We start from the raw sequence: 23,183 nt of genomic DNA on the forward strand, positions 1-23,183 counted from the left end.
CCAGGCCGGCTGCTGAATTTCAGGCGAAATCCAATAGCCCGACATTCCCACCTGCGGGCAACAGACAATTTCGCACCCTAAGGCGGGCCTGCGCAAACTGGCTGCAATTCAGCTCCCCGGAAAACCGGGGTCCACAGGCGCCTAGCCCCGGGGCCATTGAGCCAACGCTTCGGCACCGGGCGGGGGTTCCCCCACGTTCTCTACCAGGCGCGATAGCCTTCGTCGCCCGCTTATCCGCAGCGCCGGGTGGCCCCCTCGGGTGCCGATCAAAGTGGGTGCAATGCCCACTCGCATCAGAGCCGACGCCAACGGCGAATGTGTATCGGGTGCGTGCGGATCAAGCCCCAGCAGATATCGGTCGGCCTCGGGACTGCCGGCGGCCAGCGCCCAGGCGCGCAGCTCTCGCGGACCTGGCAGCCATCGCGGCGGAACCGTCTTGACCGCACCACGGGTCCACTCCGCGGCGATTGCGCGCAATCTGGGGTCTACGGCGGTACGCACCAGCGGCGTGTCCTCGTCGGTGTGGGTGATCTCAGGCACCAGGCCCGCCTCCCGCATCATCTCGGCGAGAGCTTCGGCTCGCCAGGACTCCCCGACCACCACCGACAGCCGCGCACCAGCACCAACCATCACGACCTGGCCGGATGCTGCCAACACTCCGGATAGGTCCTCGACCGCGGGCGGCACCGACTCCGCGGCAAAGAAGGACAGCTGACTCACGCCACCGACAGTAGGCCAGTAACCCGGTCCGCGGGTTCTCCCCGTCCGGCGCGGCGACCAAGGCGCTCACGGCAGAAACGAAAACCCCCCGCCGGACCCGCTCAGCGGGATCACGTCGGGGGGATTCGTCAGAATCTGCTCGGATCAGACCGAGCGGACTCCGGTGGCCTGGGGGCCCTTAGGGCTGTGGCCGATCTCAAACTCGACCTTCTGGTTCTCTTCAAGGGTGCGGAAGCCCGAACCCTGGATCTCCGTGTAGTGGACAAAAACATCCGCGGAGCCATCCTCGGGGGCGATGAAGCCGAACCCCTTCTCCGCGTTGAACCACTTCACAGTTCCCTGTGGCATCTCTCGATCTTTCCTTTTCTTCTGGGTGCGGTGCACCGCCTCTCGGTGCCCCGGGCCAAGCCGCGACCGCCATACCTCGCAGAGTCGCCGGAACTTCACCCGACCGATAACCTCGCAGGAACCGCGGCCGCAACGTCGATCCTGCGAAAGTTTGACACGAACACAGAAGCTACGACCGCGATTAGTCAATCATGTTCATGGCGTCGGCGACAGCCCGTTGTCGTCGATGAATTGTGAAGGGTTTGCAAATGATAAGTTTCGGGCGCGAATTGCTTGCCGTCGCGCTCGCCGGTACCCCGACCGGAGAACATCCTTTACACCATGTCGCCGAGCTGCCGCCGCATGCGGGTCAGCCGAGCGCCTGGCCGCAATGGGCCGAGCCAGACGTCGTGCGCACCTTCACCCAACGTGGCATCACCGCCCCCTGGTCACACCAGTCCACGGCCGCGGAGTTGGCCCATGACGGCCGTCACGTGGTGGTGAGCACAGGTACCGCGTCCGGCAAGTCGCTGGCCTATCAACTTCCCGTCCTCGCGGCGCTGGCGGCCGACCCCCGCGCCCGGGTGTTATATCTGTCGCCGACCAAAGCGCTGGGCCACGACCAGTTGCGCACCGCGCAGGCGCTGGTTGCCAACGTTGAACGACTTAGGGATGTCGCGCCCACGGCTTATGACGGCGACAGTTCCGATGAAGTGCGCCGCTTTGCCCGCGAGCGTTCCCGATGGTTGTTCTCCAACCCGGACATGATCCATCTGTCGATATTGCGCAACCATGCCCGCTGGGCGGTTCTGTTGCGAAATCTTCGATATCTGATCGTCGACGAATGTCATTACTATCGGGGTGTTTTCGGCTCGAATGTGGCAATGGTGCTACGCCGTCTGCTGCGATTGTGCGCACGCTACTCGGCGCACCCGACGGTCATCTTCGCCAGCGCGACGACGGACTCACCGGGTGCCACCGCCGCCGAATTGATCGGCCAGCCGGTTGCGGAGGTCACCGAGGATGGGTCGCCCCAGGGGGCCCGCACCGTGGCACTGTGGGAACCCGCGCTGCGGACCGACCTGACCGGCGAAAACGGCGCCCCGGTGCGGCGCTCCGCCGGCACCGAGGCGGCGCGAGTGATGGCCGATCTGATCGTCGAGGGAGCGCAGACCTTGACCTTCGTCCGGTCACGGCGGGCCGCTGAGCTCACCGCGCTGGGCGCGCAGGCGCGGCTGCAAGACATTGCGCCCCAGTTGTCGCACACGGTGGCGTCGTATCGGGCCGGTTATCTGCCCGAGGACCGCAACTGTCTCGAACACGCATTGACGGAGGGCCGGCTGCGCGGTCTGGCCACCACCAATGCGCTGGAGTTGGGCGTCGACATCGCCGGGCTGGATGCGGTGGTGCTGGCCGGATTCCCCGCAACCGTCGCATCCTTCTGGCAGCAGGCGGGGCGGTCCGGCCGGCGTGGCCAGGGTGCGCTGGTGGTGTTGATCGCGCGCGATGATCCGCTCGACACGTATCTGGTGCACCATCCCGCGGCGCTCCTGGACAAGCCGGTGGAGCGGGTGGTGATAGATCCCGGCAATCCCTACTTGCTGGGGCCACAGTTGCTCTGCGCGGCAACAGAACTTCCGCTCGATGCGTTAGAAGTCCACGAGCTTCGCGCCGTCGAGGTGGTCGAAACGCTCGTCGATGACGGTCTGCTGCGCCGGCGCGGCGACAAGTACTTTCCGGCACCGGGGGTGCAACCGCACGCCGCGGTGGACATCCGGGGTTCCATCGGTGGGCAGGTCGTCATCGTGGAGGCCGACACCGGCCGGCTATTGGGCAACGTCGGAGCCGATCAGGCGCCGGCATCGGTGCATCCGGGTGCCGTTTATCTGCATCAGGGCGAAAGCTACGTCGTCGACTCCCTGGACACCGAAGAAGGGCTCGCCTTCGTCCACGCCGCCGATCCCGGCTATGCGACCTTTGCGCGCGAGCTCACCGACATCGCGGTAACCGGATCCGGCGAGCGCTTGGAGTTCGGGCCCGTCACCGTCGGCTTGGTGCCGGTGACCGTCACCCACCAGGTGGTGGGCTACCTACGGCGCCGGCTTTCCGGTGAGGTGATCGATTTCGTCGAGCTGGATATGCCCGAACACGTGCTGCCCACGACCGCGGTCATGTACACCATCACCGCAGAAGAGCTGTTGCGAAATGGTGTCGACGCCGTCGCGATTCCCGGTTCGCTGCACGCCGCCGAGCATGCGGCGATCGGGCTGCTGCCACTGGTGGCCAGCTGCGACCGCGGCGACATCGGCGGCATTTCCACCGCTATCGGGCCCGAAGGACTGCCCAGTGTCTTCGTCTATGACGGCTATCCGGGTGGGGCGGGATTCGCCGAACGCGGCTTTCGACGGGCGCGCACCTGGCTGGGAGCCACTGCGTCGGCGATCGAGGCCTGCGAATGCCCGAGCGGATGCCCGTCCTGCGTGCAGTCCCCCAAATGCGGCAACGGTAACGATCCCCTCGACAAGGCGGGCGCCATGCAGGTACTGCGACTGGTGCTGTCGCAAGTCGGTGACGATTTACTCTAGGAACACCGGGGCCCGGCCAGGCAGGACTGGCATACCGGCTGTTCGCGAGTCATCTTGCACACCCGGCGGACGGCGACCGACCCCTCGACGGTCGACCTCCACCGATCTGGATGATGAGCCATCATCCCGTGCAGCGAACGGCTGGACGTACACAATCCGCTCACACCCCCGACGGTGCGGGTGCAGCAGAAAACTACCCGGATGTCACTAGGCGCGCAAATCACCACGCGCAGCGGCTTCCTTCGTTGCGGCCGTGCGGCGCCGCGGCCAACGAGCCGCTCAGCATCGGCGAGTTGCATTGCCGGGTAGCGGCATACGTTGCAGTTTCGCGCTGGTCAAAGGCCGGCTGGGCACGTCCGGGGGCAACCGGGACAGCGTGGTGGCGTTTGCCCGGATATGTCAGCAGGTATGCGCTGTGCGGCAACGGGATTCCAATATCGTTGGATACCCACCGACTCGTGGCCGCCTCTAGCGAACAGTAGACTGCGCCTATGACCCACGACTGGCTGCTCGTGGAGACCCTGGGGGACGAACCCGCGGTGGTGGCGCAGGGGCGTCAACTCAAAAGTCTCGTTCCGATCACCAAGTTCCTGCGCCGCAGCCCCTACCTTTCCGCAGTTCGCACCGCGATCGCCGAATCGCTACAGACTGGGCAGAGCCTGACCAGCATCACTCCCAAGAGTGACCGGGTGATCCGCACCGAACCAGTCGTGATGTCAGACGGCCGCATTCATGGTGTGCACGTGTGGACCGGTCCCGCCAACGAGGAGCCGCCCGAACGGCCAACGCCAGGCCCCCTCAAGTGGAATCTGACCCTGGGAGTGGCAACCGACACCCGGGAGTCGTTGGCCAACAGCGGCAAGAATCCGGACCTCGAAGTCACCTACGGCCGGGCCTTCGCCGAAGATCTGCCGTCCCGGGAGCTCAACCCGAACGAGACCAAGTTCCTGGCCATGGTCGTCAAACCGGAGCCAGGTCAAACTTTGTGCAGCACATGGGATCTAACCGACTGGCGCGGGAAGCCGATCCGAATCGGATTTGCCGTACACAGCGCCCTGGAAGAGGGCCCAGACGGCCGTGAACACCTGGTCGCACGAGCGATCAATTGGCGGGCCGAGCAGAAAGAACCGGTGGTGCCGATCGACGATCTGGCCCGGCGGATACTGAACGGACTTGCGCAAGTCGGAGTTCACCGCGCACTGGTTGACCTGAACAATTGGTCGCTGCTCAAGTGGCTCGATGAGCCGTGCTCCTTCTACGACTGGAGGCGAAGCGAGGAAGACGGGCCGCGGGTTCATCCCGACGACAGGCCTGTGATCACTTCCATGACAGATAAATTCGCGAAAGGGGCGGCCAGCGCGGTGCTACGGCTACCCGGGCGCGGTGCTGACGAATGGGTGCCGGTCCACGTCACGGTCAACCGAATCGAACTCGAACCGGAGACGTTCGCCGGACTGATTTCGCTGCGATTGCCCAGCGAGGAAGAACTCGCCGAGGCCGGCCTTCCGGCGGCCGCAGAGTAGACCCGATTTCACTGTCGATGAATTGAGTGGGCCCGCTCTGGCGTATCGATCGGCCCGGCCCTGGCAACCGCGCGCGCGGCGCCCGCAATGCCGATCGGCACCTCGACCGTGACGACCACGTCAAGCTCACGCACCACACATCCGACGTCACCGACCCGCATCGCCCGGGCCACCGCCGCTGCACGCGCGCAGGCCTGCGCCGCACCGGAGCTTAGCCGTGCCGCGCCGGCCAGTGCGGCAAGATCCGCCGACGTCTGAGCCCGGTGCCGAGCCACCATCGCCGCACCCAGGTACACACCGGTGCCGGCAATGCACAGCAAGACGGCAATCATCGAGGCCGCGAGCAAGGTAGCCGAACCGCGGTCATCCCGGCTCTGCGACGGCGACCGCCTCAGCGGATATAGCCAATTCCGGCAATAGCTTTGAACGTGCAACCACCGAGACGAGCACCAGCTCACCGTCTCTTCGCAGCCGAACCCGCGCGGCCGGCGGCGCAATCGCTCGAGCGACCCGCAGGGCCGTGCCAGTGTCGCCACGCGCGGCCAACCGGGCCGCCTCGCGAGCGGCATCCACGCAGCGCAATTGCATTGACAACGCACAGATCCCGGCCAGACACAGCCCCAGTACCACGACCAGCGAGGCGATCGCCAGGGCCGCTTCAACACTGCTGAACCCGGCATCGGTACCTAGACCTTGGTGCTCAGCGCCCGGGTGATGATGCGGGTCAACGCGGACACGACCGAATCTCCGGTCACAACCGTGTACAGGATGGCGCCGAAAGCGGCCGCTGCGATTGTGCCCAAAGCACATTCGACGGTGGACATGCCCGAGTCGTCGGTCGCCAGAAGTGTCAGGCGAGCCAGCATCACCCGAAAAATGTTGTTCATCAATACCTTCCCTTCCCCGGATCGTCACAGCAGACCGGAATCCAGCACCTTGGCGGCCAACCCGGCCAGCACCGGAACAATGCCCAGACACACGAAGGCCGGTAGAAAACACAACCCGAGGGGACCGGCAATGAGCACACCGGCACGTTCGGCGGCCGCCGTGGCCGCGTGCGTCGCATCGTGGCGTGACTGCGCGGCCAGTTCGCCGACAGCATCGGAGAGTGCGGCACCGGAGCAAGCCGAGCGCCGCGCCAAGCGCAGCAACGCATCTACGTGGCCGTCGACCGAACTCAGCGGCAACTCCGGCGGGGCCGACCAGGCTACGGACGGGTCGGCGCCCAACATCAGCAACTCGGCCGCGCGCGACAGCACCCGCGCGAGCCCCGGTGGCGCCGATCGGGCGGTCGCCGCGGCGGCGGCCGACACCGCCATGCCCGAGGCCAGACAAGTGGCGAACACATCCAGGCACGATGCGAACGCCAGTGGATCCTCACCACGCGCTGGCCGGGTTGGCTGTTCCACCCCAAGCGCACCCGGGTGCGACGGCGTCCTGGGCCGTGCCCGCACCACCGCGCGCCGGCCCCCCACCGATAGGGCCATGGCCAACAAGATTGCGGCAACCCTCATGGGCGCGCTGCCAATCGGGGCCTGCTCATGCCATCACCCGGTCGGTGATCCGGTCCGACCACCACAGACCACCGGCCGCCAGGGCCAGGCCGACCACCAGCAGCCAGCCGCCCAGATGCCCGCCGAGCAAGAAGGCCAACGGCTGGGCTCCGATGAGCTGCCCCAGCACTACCCCGAGTACCGGCAGCCCAGCCAGAATGCCCGCGCTGGCGCGGGCGCCGGCCAGTCCCGCCGAAACCTTTGCCGAAAATCGTTGACGTTGCGCGACATCACGTTGGGCGGCCCGCATCAGGGTGGCGATGGCCAGACCGTGGTCACTGGCCAATTGCCAGTACACGGCTAGTCGTTCCCAATGCGCGGGCAGGGCCGACCGCCGGGCGGCCGCACGCAGGCCACCGGTGACGTCAGCACCCAATCGGGCGTGTGCCGCCACACCACGCATGGCCGCAGCCACCGGACCATCGGTTTCGTCGGCGGCGACGCCGAATGCGCGCACCGGATGGGCACCCACGCGCAGCTCACCGACCAAAATCTCGAGTGCCGCCTCCAACGCCCACCCCTCCCGCACGCCGCGGGCACGGACCAGGCGCCGGCGACGACGCCGGCTCGCGGTCCCCGCCAGCACGGTTGTCAGTGGCATCACCAGGACGGCGCCCGCCAGCGCGCAGGCGAGCAGACAGCCGAGCCATCGCGTTGCGGATAGCCAATTCGAGTGCCCACGAACATCGTTGACGCTGATCCGGCGCCGCACCGGAACCGACAGCACGGCGATCGCGGCCGCAACCATCAGCGCGGCCAGCACCAGACCGGTCATGGCGTCCCCCGCCCGCTGAGCAGGCCGCGCAACACGGCGCCGCCGTCTTGCGCCATGCCCCGGTCCGCGTGCCACGCGGTCAGCGCCGCAACGAGACCGTCTTCGGCCCTGTGTAGAACGGCAATCTCGCTGAGCCGGCGCCGCCCACCCTGATCACGGGTGACGTGCAGCAGCACCTGCACCGCCGCGGCAAGCTGGCTGTGCAGCGCCGCGCGGTCCAAGCCCCCAGGGCGCCCAGCGCCTCCAGCCGAGCCGGAACCTCACCGGGGCTGTTGGCGTGCACGGTGCCCGCGCCGCCCTCGTGTCCGGTGTTCAGCGCCGCGAGCAGGTCCACCACTTCGGCTCCCCGAACCTCGCCGACGACGATGCGGTCGAGCCGCATCCGCAGCGCCTGGCGGACGAGTTGGCGCAGCGTGACTTTGCCGGCGCCTTCGACATTCGCGCAGCGGGCCACCATTTTGACCAGGTGTGGGTGCCTCGAAGCCAATTCCGCAGCGTCTTCGACGCACACGATCCGCTCCGAGCCGGCGACGGCTCCCAACATCGCGGCGAGCAGGGTCGTCTTTCCGGCACCGGTACCCCCGCACACCAGGAATGCCAGACGCGCGGCAAGGATTTCACCGACCAGCTCGGCGGCTTGCTCGGCGATCGCGCCGGCGGCGATGAGCGCCGCCAGATCCACTGTGGTGGGCCGCAGCACGCGCAGCGACAGGCAGGTGCCGGCGGCGGCCACCGGTGGCAGCACGGCGTGCAGCCGCACCGTCAGTCCACCGGTACCGATCCCACCGAGATGTCCGTCCACCCAGGGTTGCGCGTCATCGAGCCGGCGTCCCGCCGCCAACGCCAGCCGTTGCGCCAGCCGCCGCACCGCCGCCTCGTCGGCGAATCGAACCTCGCTGCGGCGCAGCCCGTTTCCATCGTCAACCCACACCGCGTCGGGCGCGATGACAAGGACGTCCGTGGTGCCGTCGGCACACAACAGAGGCTCGAGAATGCCGGCACCGGTCAGCTCGGTCTGCAGCACCCGAAGATTGGCGAGCACCTCCGTGTCGCCAAGCATCCCGCCAGACTCGGCGCGGATCGCCGCCGCCACCACGCTGGGTCTCAGCGGCCCGGGTTCGGTCGTCAGCCGCTCACGGACACGTTCGATCAGTGGTCCGTTCATGCGGCCCGACCGCCCGGTACCGCCGTCGAATTCGGCAGTAGCGCGAGCACCCGGCGGGCCGCGGCGGCCAGCGGCGATCGCCTCCGCAATCGCAGTCCGCCGTGTTCGAGTTGCTCGACCAACCGAGGCTGCACTCGCATCGATGCAAGCAAAGGCACCCCGGCAATATCGGCCACCTCCGCCGCCCGCAACCCGCCCGGCGACGGCCCGCGCACCACCAGTCCCAGGTGGGGATTGATCGCGGCAAGCACCGGAACGATCGTTGCGGTGGCAGCGCAGGAGCGTACGTCGCAGGGACAGACCAGCACGACGAGATCGGCGCGGTCCAGTGCGACCTGCACGGCGTCGGTCAGCCGTAGGGGAAGATCACAGACCACGGTCACTGCACCGCGGCGACCGGCGTCAATGAGCGCGCCAACCGCACCGCAATCCAACTCCTGGCCGCGCCGGGTACCCGACAGCAGGCTTATCCCCCGGTGCCGCGGCAGGCCATCGCGCACGGCCGACCAGGCCAACCGTCCGCCCTGCAAGGACAGGTCCGGCCAGCGTAGGCCGGGGAGGTTTTCGCAACCCATCAGCAGATCGATGCCCCCACCCCAGGGGTCCAGGTCAACCAGCAGAGCATCGGCGGCACTTTGGGCCAGGGCGGCCGCGAACAACGAAACCCCCGCTCCGCCACTGCCTCCGATGACGGCAATCACCTGGCCGACCTCGCCGCCAAGACCCTCGTCCCGCGCTGCCTCGACCGCTTCGGCGAGTTCGCGGATCAATTCACCCTCTTGTTCGGGCATCTGCAACACGGCGCCGGCGCCGATCGCGACGGCGGTCACCCAGGTATCGGTCCCGGCCTCAGCTCCGGTCAGCAGGCAGACGTGGGCGCGCCGGGGCAAGGCGGCTTGGCTCAAACCCCGCGCTGCCGCGGGATCGAGCACCACGGCGCCAGCGGCCGACCATGCCTTTCGCGTCACCGGTTTGCGACCGTCGCCATGGACGATCCGAACGCCCACGGCCGCGGCGACTCGATCCAGCTCGTCACGCAGCTTCGGGTCGACAAGCATCGACAACACGCCGGCGCTGTCGGTCGCGGTATGAAGTGGCTTGGTCACCCAGCTACCGTGCCGGCCGAGCGCCCGTGCCCACCAGGGTCAATCGCGAATTTGTGGAAAGAGACGCAGCTGTGCACAATCGCGCGGGCCGCCCGGCTCCGAGCCGGCCCGGACCACCAGGACTTCGAGAATCTCCGCAACTCCCCGGAGGGCGCCAAAACGGGTGCCGCAAGGCATTGGAGTGACGGAGGCGAAAATTTTTTACCCCACAAAAGGGACGACCCCCGCCAGGGGGGCGGCGGAGGTCGTCGTGCTTCAGCCCCGGGGGGTCGGACTGATGCACCCTCGGCTCATGGCCGAGTAATGCTTACTATACACATGCCAGACTGGATTAACGCAAGTATCGGTGCAAATCGCAAAATACGGCTTGAGCCGTACAAATAAGGGCAACACGTCGACAACATTCATTGTCAATCGCCGTCGCGGACGGCGCGATCACGGCTCGACAGACCGCACACCTATGCTGGTCTGGTGACCGTCTCCGACCCGGCCGCGCAGCAACAAGACTCACCGCAGTCACCGGAAAAGCCTCCTGCGCGCGCCCGCACCGCGGCGTTTTTCGACCTGGACAAGACGATCATCGCCAAATCCAGCACGCTGGCGTTCAGCAAACCTTTCTTCGCGCAGGGCCTGATGAACCGACGAGCCGTGCTCAAATCCAGCTATGCGCAGTTCATCTTTCTGCTTTCCGGCGCCGACCATGACCAGATGGACCGGATGCGCACCCACATGACCAACATGTGCACCGGCTGGGACGCGGAACAGGTGAAGTCGATAGTCAACGAGACGCTGCACGACATCGTGACGCCGCTGGTGTTCGCCGAAGCCGCAGACCTCATAGCCGGCCACAAACTGTGTGGACGTGACGTCGTGGTGGTCTCCGCCTCCGGCGAGGAGATTGTGGGCCCGATCGCCCGCGCGTTGGGCGCCACCCACGCGATGGCGACCCGGATGGTCGTGGCGGACGGTAAGTACACCGGCGAGGTCGCCTTCTATTGCTACGGCGAAGGCAAGGTTCAGGCGATTCGCGAGCTGGCCGCCCGTGAGGGCTATCCGCTGGAACACTGCTACGCCTACTCCGACTCGATCACCGATCTGCCCATGCTCGAGGCCGTCGGCCACCCCTCGGTGGTCAACCCCGACCGCGGCTTGCGCAAGGAAGCCATGGAGCGGGGTTGGCCGGTGTTGTCCTTCTCTCGCCCAGTGTCTTTGCGTGATCGCATCCCGGCACCGTCGGGCGCCGCGATCGCCACTAGCGCCGCGGTCGGAATCAGCGCACTGGCCGCCGGAGCGGTCAGCTACCTGTTGCTGCGCCGCTTCGCTTTCTAGCACCGACGTCCCGGCGCCAGCAGCTACCTCTCGAGCAAACGTTTTGCGCGCCCGAAAAATAAGTCGTTGCAGAACTTTCATGAATTAGGCCTTGCTGCGCCCAGGCTCCAGTAGTAGAAATGGAGTCACGGCAGCCCGGTGAAGCCAAGGTCGAACCGGAAGAGAAGGTTCGTCCTCCCGACCCGGGCACCCAGCACGGCCCCCGGAACCCACGCGGAGTCATAGCCGCGATAATGGCAGAAGTGTTGCGGGCCTGCGTAATTGCGAAATTCAGATGGTACCGACGGCCCTTTGGGTGGGGCTGTAGCCAGAAGGGTCGCAAAAGCGCCGAGGCCAACCCACGCAGCCCACAAATGCACGCTTGGTAACCGAGATCCGTGTTGGCGGGCGGCGACTCGAAAATCCTTTCGGTCGCCGCCCGCATTGCATTTCTGGAACAATTCCTATTTCGGTGCGATTGCGACGCAAATGCGGGGCGCCAGCTATCAACGGCTAGCTACGCGGCACCGAGTTTGCGATCGCCAGAGCCTCCTGCGCCCCGGCCTCCATCGCTCGGCAACACAGCACCAACCAGGCCGCCAGCCCGGCGGGCGTGCCCTCGGCGAATCGATCCGCGGCATCGCGGTAGCCAACGGGCTGTCGCATCCAACTCACCTCGGGCACCCCGAGTCCGTGCGGATCCAGTCCGGTCGCAATGGTCACCAGCCGCGACACCCCGCGGGCGACGACGCCGTCGGCGGTGCCAAATGGCCTCAGCGTCAACAGCTCTCCATGGGCGACCGCGGCGATAACGGGCGCCGACGCTCGCGTCGGTCGTGTCACCAGATCCGCAAGCAGTTCCAGACGAGGCCCGATGCCCGCGTCGGCGCGCGGGCGGCCCAACCCGCCGTCGGCCGCCAGGTCAGCGGCGGCCAGCATGTGCAGACGCGCCAGCGCCTGCAGCGGCGCCTTCTGCCACACGCCGACCAACGGCCCCGCGCCGCCTTCGAGCGCCTGCGCCACTCGCAGCGCGCCCCCGAAGACCGGATCATTGACAACGGGGTAACCGGCGGACGCGTCCACCAAATCTTCCAGTCGCGTGGGGCCACCGTCGAGCACCGAGGAGGCGCGGGCCCCGCGCAGCGCGGCCTCGGCAGCGGTCACCGGCCAGCCACGCAGGTTGGCCCGATGCCGGTGCGCCTGCCCCAGCGCCTCGCGGGCGCGGTCGCTGGCGTCACCGACGCCGGGGAGCTCCATCAGCGCGGCCAGCGGGTCAGCAGTCACAGCATGTCAACCTAGCGGGGAGCCACCGGGCCACCTGGAATGGACTCCAGCAGGCGCTGCGTGTACTGCGCGCCGGGCCGGGTGAACACTTCCTCCGTCGGGGCATGTTCCACCACCTGACCGGCGCGCATGACCAGGACGTCGTCGGAGATTTGCCGCACGACCGCCAGATCATGGCTGATGAACAGGTACGCCAGGCCCAGGTCCGCCTGCAATTCGGCCAGCAGATCCAGAATCTGGGCCTGCACCAGCACATCGAGCGCCGAGACCGCCTCATCGCACACCAGCACGTCGGGGCGCAGCGCGAGCGCTCGGGCGATCGCCACGCGTTGCCGCTGGCCACCCGACAGCTCCCGGGGCAGCCGACCCAACACCGACGACGGCAGCGCCACCTGGTCGACGAGCTCGGCCACCATCTGCCGGCGCTGCGCACGGTCGCCGACGCGGTGGATGCGCAGCGGTTCCTCGATGGCGCGGAACACCGAGTACATCGGATCCAGGCTGCTGTACGGGTTCTGGAACACCGGCTGTATCCGGCGCCGAAAGGCCAGCTGCGCGTCGCGATCCAACTTGTCCGGCTGGTTTCGGGCTCCGTCGAAGGACACCGTGCCCGAGGTCGGTTGCAGCAGACCCAGCACCATGCGCGCGACCGTTGATTTGCCCGATCCCGACTCGCCCACGATGGCCAAGGTGCTCGCCCGCCGCAATCGGAACGACACGCTATCGACGGCCCGAAACTCGCCGCGCCGCCAGGGCGCGCCCCGGGACTCCCGATAGATCTTGGTCAATTCCGAGACGCTCAGGATGTCGCCGCAACCACCGGCGGGCTGGTCCGCCCCGCCAGGAACCGGGCCCCTCGCCGGCGCTCGGCGCGGGTCACGCACCGTCAACGACGGTGCGGCGGCCACCAGTCGCTTGGTGTATTCGTGCTGCGGACTGCGCAGAATGTCGCTTGCGGTACCGGATTCCACCACCACGCCGTGATGGACAACCAGCACCGACTCGGCCCGTTCGGCCGCCAGCGCCAGGTCGTGGGTGATCAGCAGCAGCGCGGTGCCGAGCTCGTCGGTTCGGCGCTGCAAATGGTCGAGCACCTGACGCTGCACGGTGACGTCCAGTGCCGACGTCGGCTCGTCAGCGATGAGCAAAGCGGGCCGGCCGGCCAGCCCGATGGCGATCAAGGCGCGCTGGCACATGCCGCCGGACAGTTGATGTGGGTAGCGCTGGGCGTGCTTGTCCGGGTCCGGCATCCCGGCCTGGGCCAGCAGCTCTACCGTGCGCCGTCGCGCGTCGCGCCCATCGGTGTTGGCCCGCAATGCCTCCCGGATCTGAAAGCCGACCTTCCAAACCGGGTTGAGATTGGTCATCGGGTCCTGGGGAACGTAGCCGATCTCGCGGCCCCGAATGGTGCGCATCACGCGCCGGTCCGCCGAGGTGATGTCACGTCCGTCGAAAATGATGCGGCCAGCGGTAATTCGGCCACCGGGGGCCAGCAGCCCCAGGATGGCCGCGGCCGCGGTGGACTTACCGGATCCCGACTCTCCCACCACCGCAACGGTTTGCCCGCGATAAACGCTCAGATCCATGCAGGCAACCACGGGTTCGTCGGTGCCGAACCGGACCTGCAGGCCGTGCACCGACAACAGCGGGGCCGCCGCGGTGCTCATGCCCGCCACGCCCGTGATGCCGAATCCAGGGCGTCGCGTAACGCGTCACCCATCATCATGAAGGCCAGCACGCTCACCGCCAGCGCACCGGCGGGATAGAACAGGATGGGCGAGCCGGCCCGCAGTCGCATCTGCGCCACGTTGATGTCGCCACCCCAGGACACCACCGTCGGCGGCAGACCCACCCCGAGGTATGACAGCGTGACTTCGGTGACGATGAAGATGCCCAGGGCCACCGTGGCTACCGCGATCACCGGCCCGATCGCGTTGGGCAGCGCGTGGCGCAACAGGATCTGAAACCGGCTCATTCCCAATGCTTTGGCGGCCAGAACGAAGTCGCTGCCGCGCACCTCGAGCACCGAACTGCGGGCGATCCGGGCTATCTGCGGCCAACCGAACAACGCCAGGATGGCGATCACGGTCCACACCGTGCGGTGATGCATCACCTGCATGAGCACGATCGCGGCCAGCAGCAGAGGCAGACCGAAGAAGATATCGGTGATGCGCGAAACCACGGCGTCCAGCCAGCCTCCGTAGTAGCCGGCCAGGGCCCCCAACGTCACGCCGGCAATCAACGCGGCCGCCGTCGCACCCAGTCCCACCACGACCGAGGCGCGGGCTCCGTAGACGGTGCGTGCGTAGATGTCATGGCCCTGCAGGTCGGTGCCGAACCAATGCGCCGTAGACGGGCTCAACATGCTCTGGCTGGGATCGGCGTAGCTGGGGTCGATCCCGGTGAACAGGGACGGAAACGCGGCGACGACGAGAATGAACAGGATCAGGACGGCCGCGATGACGAACTTGGGCCGCCGCCGCAAGCCGCCGAGGATATCGAACCAAAAGCCCCCGAGCTCAGCCATATCTAATCCGTGGGTCCAGCGCCGCGTAGAGCAGATCCACCAGCAGATTGGTGAGCAGATAAACCATGACAAGCACCGTCACGATCGACACCACCGTCGGCGCCTCCTGCCGGGTGACCGCCTGATACAGCACCCCGCCGACACCGTGGATGTTGAAAATGCCTTCGGTCACCACCGCGCCGCCCATCAGCGCGCCCAAATCCGCGCCCAGAAACGTCACCACCGGGATCAGTGAGTTGCGCAGAATGTGCACCGTCACCACCCGGGGCCGCGACAACCCCTTGGCCGTCGCGGTGCGGACGTAGTCGGCATGGGCGTTGGCGGCCACCGCGGACCGCGTCAGCCGCACCACGTAGGCGAATGACACCGCGCCCAACACCATCCCGGGTAACAGCAACCGGTCCAAAGTCGTCCTGGCCCCGACCGTGACCGGCGCCAGCCCCAGTCGCACACCGAAGAGGTATTGCGCCAGGAAGCCCAGCACGAAGATCGGCACCGCGATGATGATCAGCCCGGTAAGCAGCACCGTGGCGTCGAAGATGCCGCCTTGGCGCAATCCGGCGATCACCCCGAAGCCGATCCCCAGCACGGCCTCGACCGCGAGCGCGATCAAGGCCAGCCGAATGGTCACCGGGAATGCATGCGCCAGAACAGCACTGACCGGCAGCCCGGAATATGCGCGGCCCAGGTCGCCGTGCAGGACACCACCCAGGTAGTGGGCATACTGCACCAGAAATGGGTCGTCGAGGTGATAGCGCGCGCGCAGCTGCTGCGCCACCGCGGGCGTCAACGGCCGATCGCCGGCGATGGCCGCCAACGGATCCCCGGGCAGCAGGAACACCATGCCGTAGATCAGCAGTGTCGCGCCGAGAAACACCGGCACCATCGCCAAGATCCGGCGAGCTACGTACCAAACCATGTCAGGCCTTGACGAGGTTCTCGTAGTCGGGCAGACCGTTCCACGTCACCTGCACATTGCTGACCTCGGTGGACCACCCGACAACGGCGATGTAGTCCCACAGCGGGATCGTTGGCATGTCGTGAAACAGGATTCGCTGCGCGACGTTGGCCAGCCGATCGGCCTCCTGAAGGGTGGGCGCGGCCGCGGCAGCCGCCAGGGCGTCGTCAAACTCCTGGTTGGAATAGCCGACATCATTGGATCCCGCACCGGTTCCGTACAGCGGAGCCAGGAACTCGATCATCGAAGGAAAGTCGCCCTGCCACCCCGCGCGAAATGCGGTGTCGATGGTTCGGTTGGTGATCTGGGTGCGCAAACCCGCGAAGGTGGGCTGCGGCGCACCCATCGCCTCGATTCCCAGCACATTCTTGATGCTGTTGGCCACCGCGTCCACCCATTCCTGATGGCCGCTGTCGGCGTTGTAGGCGATGGCGTAGCTGCCGCTCCACGGTGAGATCGCGTTGGCCTGCGCCCAAAGTTGCCGCGCCCGCTGCGGGTTGAAGTCCAGGGCCTCGTTACCCGGAATGTGGGGGTCGAATCCGGGCAGTGACCGGGCCGTGAAATCGCGCGCGGCGCTGCGGGTTCCGTTGAAGATCTGCTGGCAGATCTGGGGCCGGTCGATGGCCGCCGACAGCGCCAACCTGCGCAACCGCCCCTCCTCCCCACCAAAATGTGCCAACCGCAACGGGGTATCCAGGGTCTGATTTATCGCGGCAGGGCCGCTGGTGGCGTTATCCCCGAGGTCGCGCCCATAGACGGTGAGCGCGCTGGACGGAATCGTGTCCAGGACATCGAGATTGCCGGACAACAGATCGGAGTAGGCGGTTTCGAGGTTGGCGTAGAACTCGAAGCGCAGACCTTTGTTGCGGGGTTTGCGATTGCCCCGGTAATCCGGATTGGGCACCAGGTCGATCTTGACGTTGTGTTCCCACGCCGGTTCCTCGCCGCCACTGTCCAGCCGGTATGGGCCGTTGCCGATCGGGTTGCGGCCAAACGCGGCCATGTCCTTGAAGGCGGCCTCGGGCAGTGGATAGAACGAGCTATGTCCCAGGCTCAACATGAAATCGATGGTCGGCGCGCGCAGCCGCACGGTGAACTCCCGGTTGTTGACCACATGCAATCCCGATATCGTGGTCGGCTTTCCTTCCCCCGGCTCACCGGCCACCTCCTCGTATCCCTCGATCGGGCTGAAGAAGTGTTGTTGCAGTTGTGCATTCGTGCTCAGCGCCCCATAGTTCCAGGCGTCGACAAATGAATGCGCGGTTACCGGTGAGCCGTCGGTGAATCTCCAGCCGGGTTTGAGAAGGATCCGGTAGTTGACGTTGTCGGTGGTGTCGATCGACTGCGCCACCTCCAGCGACGGCTTGCCCTTGGCGTCATAGGACACCAGGCCGGCGAACAGGCGGTCGATGATGCGACCGCCGTAGCTGTCGTTGGTGCCGGTCGGGATCAGGGGGTTCGGCGGCTCCCCACCGTTGACCAGCACCAGATCGGGGCTGAGCACGCCGCCGCCGCAGGCCGCCACCGGTGAGACCGCCAGCAACACGGCGACGACTGCCAGGGTGGCCCGCATCCGCCGCATGACAGCGACCATACTGGCCCCCGCGGCGCCGCCGAGTAGAGCGCCGGGCACCCGGCTCATTGTCATCGGTGCCGTCCTGATGGCGATCGGCGCGTTGGCGATATCGCGGCGACGTTCCCCCCCAGGCCATCAGTGGCATTTACATCCTGGCGAGTTAGGCTCACGCCGAGCGAAGAAGAGCTCGATGAAGCTCAACATAGGAGACACGCCAGTGACCGCCACCAGTGCTGAAGAACCGTCGTCCTACCCTCCCCCGGCCGAATTCATCGAGCAGGCGAACGCCCGCGCCGAGTTGTACCGCGAGGCCGAAGAGGACCGGCTCGCATTCTGGGCCAAACAGGCCGACCGGTTGTCCTGGGCCACCCCATTCGGTGAGGTGTTGGACTGGTCGGATGCGCCGTTCGCCAATTGGTTTGTCGGCGGCAAACTCAACGTCGCTTACAACTGCGTGGATCGCCATGTCGAGGCCTGCAACGGGGATCGCGTCGCGATCCACTGGGTGGGCGAGCCGATCGAGGACAGCCGCACGCTGACCTACGCCGATCTGCAGGCCGAAGTATCCAAGGCGGCCAACGCGCTGACCGGCCTCGGCCTGGTGGCCGGCGACCGGGTCGCCATCTATCTGCCGTTGATCCCCGAGGCCGTGATCGCGATGCTGGCCTGCGCGCGGCTGGGAATCATGCACAGCGTGGTCTTTGGCGGTTTTACCGCCAACGCTCTGCACGCCCGGATCGTCGACGCCCAGGCCAAGCTGCTGATCACCAGCGACGGGCAGTTCCGTCGCGGCCATCCGGCTCCGCTCAAGGACGCGGCCGACGAGGCGGTCAGTCAGCCGGATAGCCCCGTCAAGCATGTCCTGGTGGTGCGGCGCACCGGAATCGACGTGTCCTGGAACGACGAACGCGACCTGTGGTGGCATGACGTCGTCGACTCGGCGTCACCCGAACACACACCGGAGCCCTTCGACGCCGAGCAGCCCTTGTTTCTGCTGTACACCTCGGGGACCACGGGCAAGCCCAAGGGCATCGTGCACACCAGCGGCGGCTACCTCACCCAGTGCTGTTACACGGTGCACACCATCTTCGACGTCAAGCCCGAGACCGACGTGTTCTGGTGCACCGCCGACATCGGCTGGGTCACCGGCCACACCTATGGCGTGTACGGTCCGCTGGCCAACGGCATCACCGAGGTCCTCTACGAGGGCACACCCAATACGCCCGACGAACACCGTCACTTCCAGATCATCGAAAAATACGGTGTCACAATCTATTACACCGCCCCGACGCTGATTCGCACCTTCATGAAATGGGGCCGCGCGATCCCGGACGCGCATGACCTGTCCAGCCTGCGGCTGCTGGGCTCGGTCGGCGAACCGATCAACCCCGAGGCCTGGCGCTGGTACCGCGACGTCGTCGGCGCCGGACACACGCCGATTGTGGACACCTGGTGGCAGACCGAGACCGGCTCGGCGATGATCTCACCGCTGCCCGGGATCGCGGCGGCCAAACCCGGGTCGGCGATGACTCCGCTGCCCGGCATTTCGGCCAAGGTGGTCGACGATCATGGCGATCCGCTGGCGCCGGAGACCGATGAGGGCACGCACGTCACCGGCTACCTGGTCCTGGACCAGCCATGGCCATCGATGCTGCGCGGCATCTGGGGCGACCCCGCGCGATTCCACTACGCCTACTGGTCGAAGTTCGAGGACAAGGGCTACTACTTCGCCGGGGACGGGGCCCGCCTCGACTCCGACGGGGCGATCTGGGTGCTGGGCCGTATCGATGACGTGATGAACGTGTCCGGGCACCGCATCTCCACCGCGGAGGTGGAATCGGCACTCGTCGGTCACCCGGGTGTGGCTGAGGCGGCGGTCGTCGGGGTGGTCGACGACACCACCACGCAGGCCATCTGCGCGTTCGTCGTGCTACGCGGCAACTACGAGCAGCACGACGGGACCAGCGAGGAGTTGCGCGCCGAGGTGGCCGAGGCGATCTCGCCCATCGCCCGCCCACGGGAGGTCCACGTGGTGCCGGAGCTGCCCAAGACCCGCAGCGGCAAGATCATGCGGCGGCTGCTGCGTGACATCGCCGAAAAGCGCGAACTCGGCGACACCTCGACACTGCTCGATCCCACGGTGTTCGACGCGATTCGCAACGCCGCCAAATAGCTGAGGCCTCAGCCCGGTACTGGGACGAACCCCGATCCGGGCCGGTTCTTGGCCGCGATGTCGTCCAGGTCGGCGTTCATCGACATCACCACCGCGGGGGTGTGCAGCGGGATGTATTTGGTGATGCAGGTGGGCAGGCTGTCACTAAACGCGCCATGAATCATCCCGACCAGCATGTTGTTGACCGTCACCGGCGCCCCGGAGTCGCCGGGGCCGCCACAGACCTGCATCAGGATGGTTCCGGGATCCTGGCCCGGCCCCCAGGTCACCCCGCAGGAGTTGCCCGTAGTGCGGCCCTGCTTGCACGCGATCTGCCCGAAGGTGGGGTCCGGGCCGATGCCGTTGATCGCAAAGTCGTTGAAGTTGGCCACCGGTGTCACCTTGGCCGGATCGAACTTGATCACCGCATAGTCAAGGCTGTCGTTGCCGGCAACCATGGTGCCCACCACGCCCTTGTCTTCGGCCCCTTCGGCGGCGACCGGGGCGCCGGGACCCCCGCAGTGCGCGGAGCTGAAACCGATGAGATCGCCGTTCTTGTCGTGCCCGATGGTGGTCAGGGTGCACAAAGTGCCCCCGTTGACGACGATGCCGGCACCGCCACCCAACGGAACCTTGTCGTCGGCAGCCGCAGAGTTGGCGGGCCCGAACACAAGGGCCAAGAGCACGGTCACGATCGCCGACGAAATGCGGCGGTGTGCCGTCTGCAAAGTGGTACTCCCGTCGGCTGGTCAAACATCAGAACAGATGCGCCAGTGTAGATGATCGCGGGACCTGCCCCGTTGCTGTTGGAATGGTGCGCAAGCGTCAATTAACCGGCTTGATCCGGCCCCGTCCCGCGCGGTGATCGACTCGCCTCGTACGGCACCGAAGCGCATGGCAACATAATCCGCGACGACCGCCAAACCGCGGCCGTCAAATCGAGAGGACCGTCTGTGAGCAAACCTGATCGCAAGAACGGTGTGCCCAGCACGCTGACCACGATTCCGTTGGCGGACCCGCATGCCATGCCGGCTGAGCCGTCGATCGGCGACCTGATCAAAGACGCGACAACTCAGATGTCGACGCTGGTGCGGGCCGAGGTGGAACTGGCGCGCGCCGAGATCACGCGTGATGTCAAGAAGGGCCTGACGGGCAGCGTTTTCTTCATTGCCGCCCTGATGGTGCTGTTCTACTCCACCTTTTTCTTGTTCTTTTTCCTCGCCGAGCTGCTCGACACCTGGCTATGGCGTTGGGTGGCGTTTCTCATTGTGTTCGGCCTCATGGTTTTGACCACTGGCATGCTCGCCTTGCTGGGTTTCTTGAAAGTCCGCCGGATCCGAGGACCACGACAAACCATCGAGTCGGTCAAGGAGACCCGCACCGCGCTGATCCCGGGCCACGACAAGTCCACCGCGGTCGAACCCTCCGCCCCCGCGCCCGGCAAGCCGGTCACTGATCCTTCGGGTTGGTAAATGCCCGCACCAGATCCGTCGATCACCCGCATCGACGGGCCATGGCGCCATCTGGACATCCACGCCAACGGCATCCGGTTTCATGTGGTCGAGGCCGTCCCGGCCGGCCAGCGCGATAACGCACCGAGCACCACCCAGCCCCTGGTGATGCTGTTGCACGGGTTCGGGTCGTTCTGGTGGTCCTGGCGTCATCAGCTGCGCGGGCTCACCGGTGCCCGGGTGGTCGCCGTCGACCTGCGCGGTTACGGCGGCAGCGACAAACCGCCCCGCGGCTATGACGGCTGGACCCTGGCCGGCGATACGGCCGGACTGATCCGTGCGCTCGGACATTCCTCGGCCACCCTGGTCGGCCACGCTGACGGCGGGCTGGCTTGCTGGACCACCGCGCTACTGCATCCCCGATTGGTGCGTGCCATCGCGTTGATCAGCTCACCGCACCCGGCCGCGCTGCGGCGATCCACCCTGACCAGGCGCGATCAGGGGCGCGCGCTGTTGCCGACGTTGTTGCGCTACCAGGTGCCGCTGTGGCCCGAACGTTTGCTGACCCGGGATAACGCCGAGGAAATCGAACGGCTGATCCGCAGCCGCACCAGCGCCAAATGGGCGGCCTCGGAAGATTTCTCGCAGAGCATCGGCTATCTGCGGCGGGCCATCCAGATCCCGGCCGCCGCGCACTGCGCACTGGAGTACCAGCGCTGGGCGGTGCGCAGCCAGCTACGCGGGGAAGGCCACCGATTCATGCGCTCCATGAATCAACGCCCCGGCGTCCCCATCTTGCACCTACGCGGCGACGCCGATCCCTACGTCCTGGCCGCCCCGGTGGAGCGCACCCAACGTTATGCACCGCACGGACGCTACGTGTCGGTCGCCGGCGTGGGCCATTACAGCCATGAGGAAGCGCCCGAAGAGATCAACCGGCACCTGATGCGGTTTTTCGAGCAGACCCGCGACGCGCGGCTCAGCTGACGCAGGATCCGGTGGCGACGCGCTCGGTAGCGCCGATCCTGGCCAGCTGACTGGCCACCTCGCCGGAGGTGAGGACAAACCCGGTGTCCGGGTCGTCGACCGCCGCGCCGAACACCACGCCAAGCACTTGGCCGTTGAGATCAATCAGCGGCCCGCCCGAATCACCTTGCTCCACGTTGGCCCTGATAGTGTAGACGTCGCGGGTCACCGGCTGCGGGTTGCGGTAGATGTCGGGGCCGCTGAGTCGGATGGCCTCGCGAATCCTGGCCGGAGTCGCGGTGAAATTCCCGCCGCCGGGATAACCCAGCACCACCACGTTGGTACCGGTTGGCGCTTCCCGCTCGGCGAAGATCAGTGGTGGCGGCGGCAAACCCGGCACAGCCAGGATCGCGATGTCCACCGAGGGGTCATAGGAGACCACCGTGGCATCCAGCGGCTTGCCGCTGGCAAACACCTGCACACTGTTGGCCCCCGCCACCACGTGGGCATTGGTCATCACCCGGTCCGGCGCGATCACGAAGCCGCTGCCTTCGAGCACCTTCTGGCAACTCGGCGCCAGGCTGCGGATCTTGAGCACGCTTGGCGCGGTGGCCTCGACCACCGGATTTCGCGCCAGCGCCGGATCTGGCGAGGCGACCGGAATGACCGGGGTGCGACTGAACGGCTCCAAGACGGCCGGCAGACCCGACGTGTTCAGCAACCCCGAGAGTCGCTTGGGCACCGTCTTGAGCCAGGTGGGCGCCACCTCGTTGACCTGAGCCAGTACCCGCGAACCACGAACCGCCGCCGCCAGCTCCGGTTGATCCTTGGACTGTGTCAATGGCGTCGCCAACAACCACGCCGCGGTCAGCACCACAACGAGCTGCACTCCGACCCCGATGACGGAGTCGATCACTCGAATCGGCCGGTTACGGATCGCGCCGCGGACGGCCCGTCCCAGCACCACGCCGGCGACCTCGCCGACCACCACCAGCCCCAAGATCAGGAACAGCGCGGCGAAAAGTTTGGCCCGCGGGGCGTTGATGTGGCTGACGATATGGGGCGCCAGCAACACACCCGCGATCGCACCCAGCAGCACACCGGCGAAGGACAGCATCGAGCCCAGCGCGCCGGAGCGCCAGCCGGAGACAGCGGCGATGAAGGCGACCGCCAAGACGGCGATGTCCAGCCACTGTGACGGGGTCAT

The 23,183-nt window shown here is 66.7% G+C and carries 21 protein-coding genes and 1 pseudogene; 6 read left to right on the forward strand and 16 right to left on the reverse strand.

The window, feature by feature from the left end:
* Positions 1 to 141: 141 nt before the first annotated feature.
* Together CKW46_RS00630 and cspA are read right to left on the reverse strand one after the other, a co-directional pair.
* Positions 142 to 720 carry a hypothetical protein gene (locus tag CKW46_RS00630; protein WP_011741857.1) on the reverse strand — a complete coding sequence of 193 codons (579 nt, stop codon included), beginning with the start codon at positions 718 to 720 and terminating at the stop codon, positions 142 to 144.
* Positions 721 to 864: 144 nt separating this feature from the next.
* Positions 865 to 1,068, reverse strand: a complete 204-nt coding sequence (gene cspA / locus CKW46_RS00635; protein ID WP_007166602.1) for a cold shock protein CspA — start codon at positions 1,066 to 1,068, stop codon at positions 865 to 867.
* A gap of 248 nt (positions 1,069 to 1,316) precedes the next feature.
* Here cspA and CKW46_RS00640 point away from each other — a divergent pair, with 248 nt between their 5' ends.
* Together CKW46_RS00640 and CKW46_RS00645 are read left to right on the forward strand one after the other, a co-directional pair.
* Positions 1,317 to 3,632 (forward strand): DEAD/DEAH box helicase, encoded by a 2,316-nt coding sequence (locus CKW46_RS00640; RefSeq protein WP_482052656.1) that lies wholly within the window; start codon positions 1,317 to 1,319, stop codon positions 3,630 to 3,632.
* 491 nt (positions 3,633 to 4,123) lie between these two features.
* Positions 4,124 to 5,155 carry a PAS domain-containing protein gene (locus tag CKW46_RS00645; protein ID WP_011741858.1) on the forward strand — a complete coding sequence of 344 codons (1,032 nt, stop codon included), beginning with the start codon at positions 4,124 to 4,126 and terminating at the stop codon, positions 5,153 to 5,155.
* A gap of 8 nt (positions 5,156 to 5,163) precedes the next feature.
* On the opposite strand, the gene CKW46_RS00650 is transcribed toward CKW46_RS00645, so the two are convergent.
* The 7 genes and pseudogenes from CKW46_RS00650 to ssd form a co-directional block, all read right to left on the reverse strand.
* The gene (locus CKW46_RS00650) at positions 5,164 to 5,487 is read right to left on the reverse strand and encodes an Rv3654c family TadE-like protein (protein WP_020726834.1); all 324 of its coding nucleotides are present in this window, start codon (positions 5,485 to 5,487) and stop codon (positions 5,164 to 5,166) included.
* 31 nt (positions 5,488 to 5,518) lie between these two features.
* A complete protein-coding gene (locus CKW46_RS00655) occupies positions 5,519 to 5,806 on the reverse strand; it encodes a TadE family type IV pilus minor pilin (RefSeq protein WP_275540301.1) in 288 nt (95 codons plus the stop codon).
* A 35-nt stretch (positions 5,807 to 5,841) separates the two neighbouring features.
* On the reverse strand, positions 5,842 to 6,042 hold the full coding sequence (locus CKW46_RS00660) for a DUF4244 domain-containing protein (protein WP_117437266.1): 201 nt from the start codon (positions 6,040 to 6,042) through the stop codon (positions 5,842 to 5,844).
* Between the two features lie 24 nt (positions 6,043 to 6,066).
* The gene (locus CKW46_RS00665) at positions 6,067 to 6,669 is read right to left on the reverse strand and encodes a type II secretion system F family protein (RefSeq protein ID WP_482052657.1); all 603 of its coding nucleotides are present in this window, start codon (positions 6,667 to 6,669) and stop codon (positions 6,067 to 6,069) included.
* Positions 6,670 to 6,694: 25 nt separating this feature from the next.
* Positions 6,695 to 7,483, reverse strand: coding sequence for a type II secretion system F family protein (locus tag CKW46_RS00670; RefSeq protein ID WP_482052658.1), 789 nt, complete (start codon positions 7,481 to 7,483; stop codon positions 6,695 to 6,697).
* Positions 7,480 to 8,648, reverse strand: a pseudogene (locus tag CKW46_RS00675) (TadA family conjugal transfer-associated ATPase). The gene CKW46_RS00670 and the pseudogene CKW46_RS00675 overlap by 4 nt, the downstream one beginning before the upstream one ends.
* A complete protein-coding gene (gene ssd, locus CKW46_RS00680) occupies positions 8,645 to 9,706 on the reverse strand; it encodes a septum site-determining protein Ssd (protein WP_482053492.1) in 1,062 nt (353 codons plus the stop codon). Before ssd ends, CKW46_RS00675 begins: the two are co-directional and overlap by 4 nt.
* Before the next feature lie 519 nt (positions 9,707 to 10,225).
* Here ssd and CKW46_RS00685 point away from each other — a divergent pair.
* On the forward strand, positions 10,226 to 11,083 hold the full coding sequence (locus CKW46_RS00685; protein ID WP_012396665.1) for an HAD-IB family hydrolase: 858 nt from the start codon (positions 10,226 to 10,228) through the stop codon (positions 11,081 to 11,083).
* A 492-nt stretch (positions 11,084 to 11,575) separates the two neighbouring features.
* Here the strand turns inward: CKW46_RS00685 and CKW46_RS00690 are convergent, their stop codons facing one another.
* Genes CKW46_RS00690 through CKW46_RS00710 form a run of 5 tightly spaced genes read right to left on the reverse strand, consistent with a single transcriptional unit; the run spans position 11,576 to position 17,425 of the window.
* Positions 11,576 to 12,346, reverse strand: coding sequence for a hypothetical protein (locus CKW46_RS00690; RefSeq protein ID WP_015357491.1), 771 nt, complete (start codon positions 12,344 to 12,346; stop codon positions 11,576 to 11,578).
* Positions 12,347 to 12,357: 11 nt separating this feature from the next.
* Complete coding sequence (locus CKW46_RS00695; protein ID WP_015357492.1) at positions 12,358 to 14,013, reverse strand: dipeptide ABC transporter ATP-binding protein; 1,656 nt, start codon at positions 14,011 to 14,013, stop codon at positions 12,358 to 12,360.
* The gene (locus CKW46_RS00700) at positions 14,010 to 14,873 is read right to left on the reverse strand and encodes an ABC transporter permease (protein ID WP_482052660.1); all 864 of its coding nucleotides are present in this window, start codon (positions 14,871 to 14,873) and stop codon (positions 14,010 to 14,012) included. The genes CKW46_RS00695 and CKW46_RS00700 overlap by 4 nt, the downstream gene beginning before the upstream one ends.
* Positions 14,866 to 15,792, reverse strand: a complete 927-nt coding sequence (locus CKW46_RS00705) for an ABC transporter permease (RefSeq protein ID WP_012396670.1) — start codon at positions 15,790 to 15,792, stop codon at positions 14,866 to 14,868. The genes CKW46_RS00700 and CKW46_RS00705 overlap by 8 nt, the downstream gene beginning before the upstream one ends.
* A 1-nt stretch (position 15,793) precedes the next feature.
* Positions 15,794 to 17,425, reverse strand: coding sequence for a peptide ABC transporter substrate-binding protein (locus tag CKW46_RS00710; protein WP_482053493.1), 1,632 nt, complete (start codon positions 17,423 to 17,425; stop codon positions 15,794 to 15,796).
* 172 nt (positions 17,426 to 17,597) lie between these two features.
* Between CKW46_RS00710 and acs the strand changes: the two genes are divergently transcribed.
* A complete protein-coding gene (acs, locus tag CKW46_RS00715; RefSeq protein WP_482052661.1) occupies positions 17,598 to 19,580 on the forward strand; it encodes an acetate--CoA ligase in 1,983 nt (660 codons plus the stop codon).
* Positions 19,581 to 19,588: 8 nt separating this feature from the next.
* Here acs and CKW46_RS00720 read toward each other — a convergent pair whose 3' ends face one another.
* Positions 19,589 to 20,287, reverse strand: a complete 699-nt coding sequence (locus CKW46_RS00720) for a chymotrypsin family serine protease (protein WP_015357496.1) — start codon at positions 20,285 to 20,287, stop codon at positions 19,589 to 19,591.
* A gap of 225 nt (positions 20,288 to 20,512) precedes the next feature.
* On the opposite strand from CKW46_RS00720, the gene CKW46_RS00725 reads away from it, so the two are divergent.
* Positions 20,513 to 21,031: a phage holin family protein gene (locus tag CKW46_RS00725; RefSeq protein ID WP_482052662.1), complete on the forward strand. Its 519-nt coding sequence runs from the start codon at positions 20,513 to 20,515 to the stop codon at positions 21,029 to 21,031.
* Positions 21,032 to 21,997, forward strand: coding sequence for an alpha/beta fold hydrolase (locus CKW46_RS00730; protein ID WP_015357497.1), 966 nt, complete (start codon positions 21,032 to 21,034; stop codon positions 21,995 to 21,997). It begins immediately after the preceding gene.
* Here CKW46_RS00730 and marP read toward each other — a convergent pair.
* Positions 21,990 to 23,183: an acid resistance serine protease MarP gene (gene marP / locus CKW46_RS00735; protein ID WP_020726844.1), complete on the reverse strand. Its 1,194-nt coding sequence runs from the start codon at positions 23,181 to 23,183 to the stop codon at positions 21,990 to 21,992. The two genes, CKW46_RS00730 and marP, sit on opposite strands and share 8 nt — an antisense overlap.

This window comes from Mycobacterium liflandii, assembly GCF_022354805.1.
Lineage (GTDB): Bacteria > Actinomycetota > Actinomycetes > Mycobacteriales > Mycobacteriaceae > Mycobacterium > Mycobacterium marinum.

What these genes read in the sequence shown, in the direction of transcription:
- cspA (WP_007166602.1), bottom strand. Translation starts at nt 1,068, where the DNA reads ATGCCACAGGGAACTGTGAAGTGGTTCAACGCGGAGAAGGGGTTCGGC.
- CKW46_RS00640 (WP_482052656.1), top strand. Translation starts at nt 1,317, where the DNA reads ATGATAAGTTTCGGGCGCGAATTGCTTGCCGTCGCGCTCGCCGGTACC.
- CKW46_RS00645 (WP_011741858.1), top strand. Translation starts at nt 4,124, where the DNA reads ATGACCCACGACTGGCTGCTCGTGGAGACCCTGGGGGACGAACCCGCG.
- CKW46_RS00650 (WP_020726834.1), bottom strand. Translation starts at nt 5,487, where the DNA reads ATGATTGCCGTCTTGCTGTGCATTGCCGGCACCGGTGTGTACCTGGGT.
- CKW46_RS00660 (WP_117437266.1), bottom strand. Translation starts at nt 6,042, where the DNA reads ATGAACAACATTTTTCGGGTGATGCTGGCTCGCCTGACACTTCTGGCG.
- CKW46_RS00665 (WP_482052657.1), bottom strand. Translation starts at nt 6,669, where the DNA reads ATGAGGGTTGCCGCAATCTTGTTGGCCATGGCCCTATCGGTGGGGGGC.
- CKW46_RS00670 (WP_482052658.1), bottom strand. Translation starts at nt 7,483, where the DNA reads ATGACCGGTCTGGTGCTGGCCGCGCTGATGGTTGCGGCCGCGATCGCC.
- ssd (WP_482053492.1), bottom strand. Translation starts at nt 9,706, where the DNA reads ATGCTTGTCGACCCGAAGCTGCGTGACGAGCTGGATCGAGTCGCCGCG.
- CKW46_RS00695 (WP_015357492.1), bottom strand. Translation starts at nt 14,013, where the DNA reads ATGAGCACCGCGGCGGCCCCGCTGTTGTCGGTGCACGGCCTGCAGGTC.
- CKW46_RS00700 (WP_482052660.1), bottom strand. Translation starts at nt 14,873, where the DNA reads ATGGCTGAGCTCGGGGGCTTTTGGTTCGATATCCTCGGCGGCTTGCGG.
- CKW46_RS00705 (WP_012396670.1), bottom strand. Translation starts at nt 15,792, where the DNA reads ATGGTTTGGTACGTAGCTCGCCGGATCTTGGCGATGGTGCCGGTGTTT.
- CKW46_RS00710 (WP_482053493.1), bottom strand. Translation starts at nt 17,425, where the DNA reads ATGGTCGCTGTCATGCGGCGGATGCGGGCCACCCTGGCAGTCGTCGCC.
- acs (WP_482052661.1), top strand. Translation starts at nt 17,598, where the DNA reads ATGAAGCTCAACATAGGAGACACGCCAGTGACCGCCACCAGTGCTGAA.
- CKW46_RS00730 (WP_015357497.1), top strand. Translation starts at nt 21,032, where the DNA reads ATGCCCGCACCAGATCCGTCGATCACCCGCATCGACGGGCCATGGCGC.
- marP (WP_020726844.1), bottom strand. Translation starts at nt 23,183, where the DNA reads ATGACCCCGTCACAGTGGCTGGACATCGCCGTCTTGGCGGTCGCCTTC.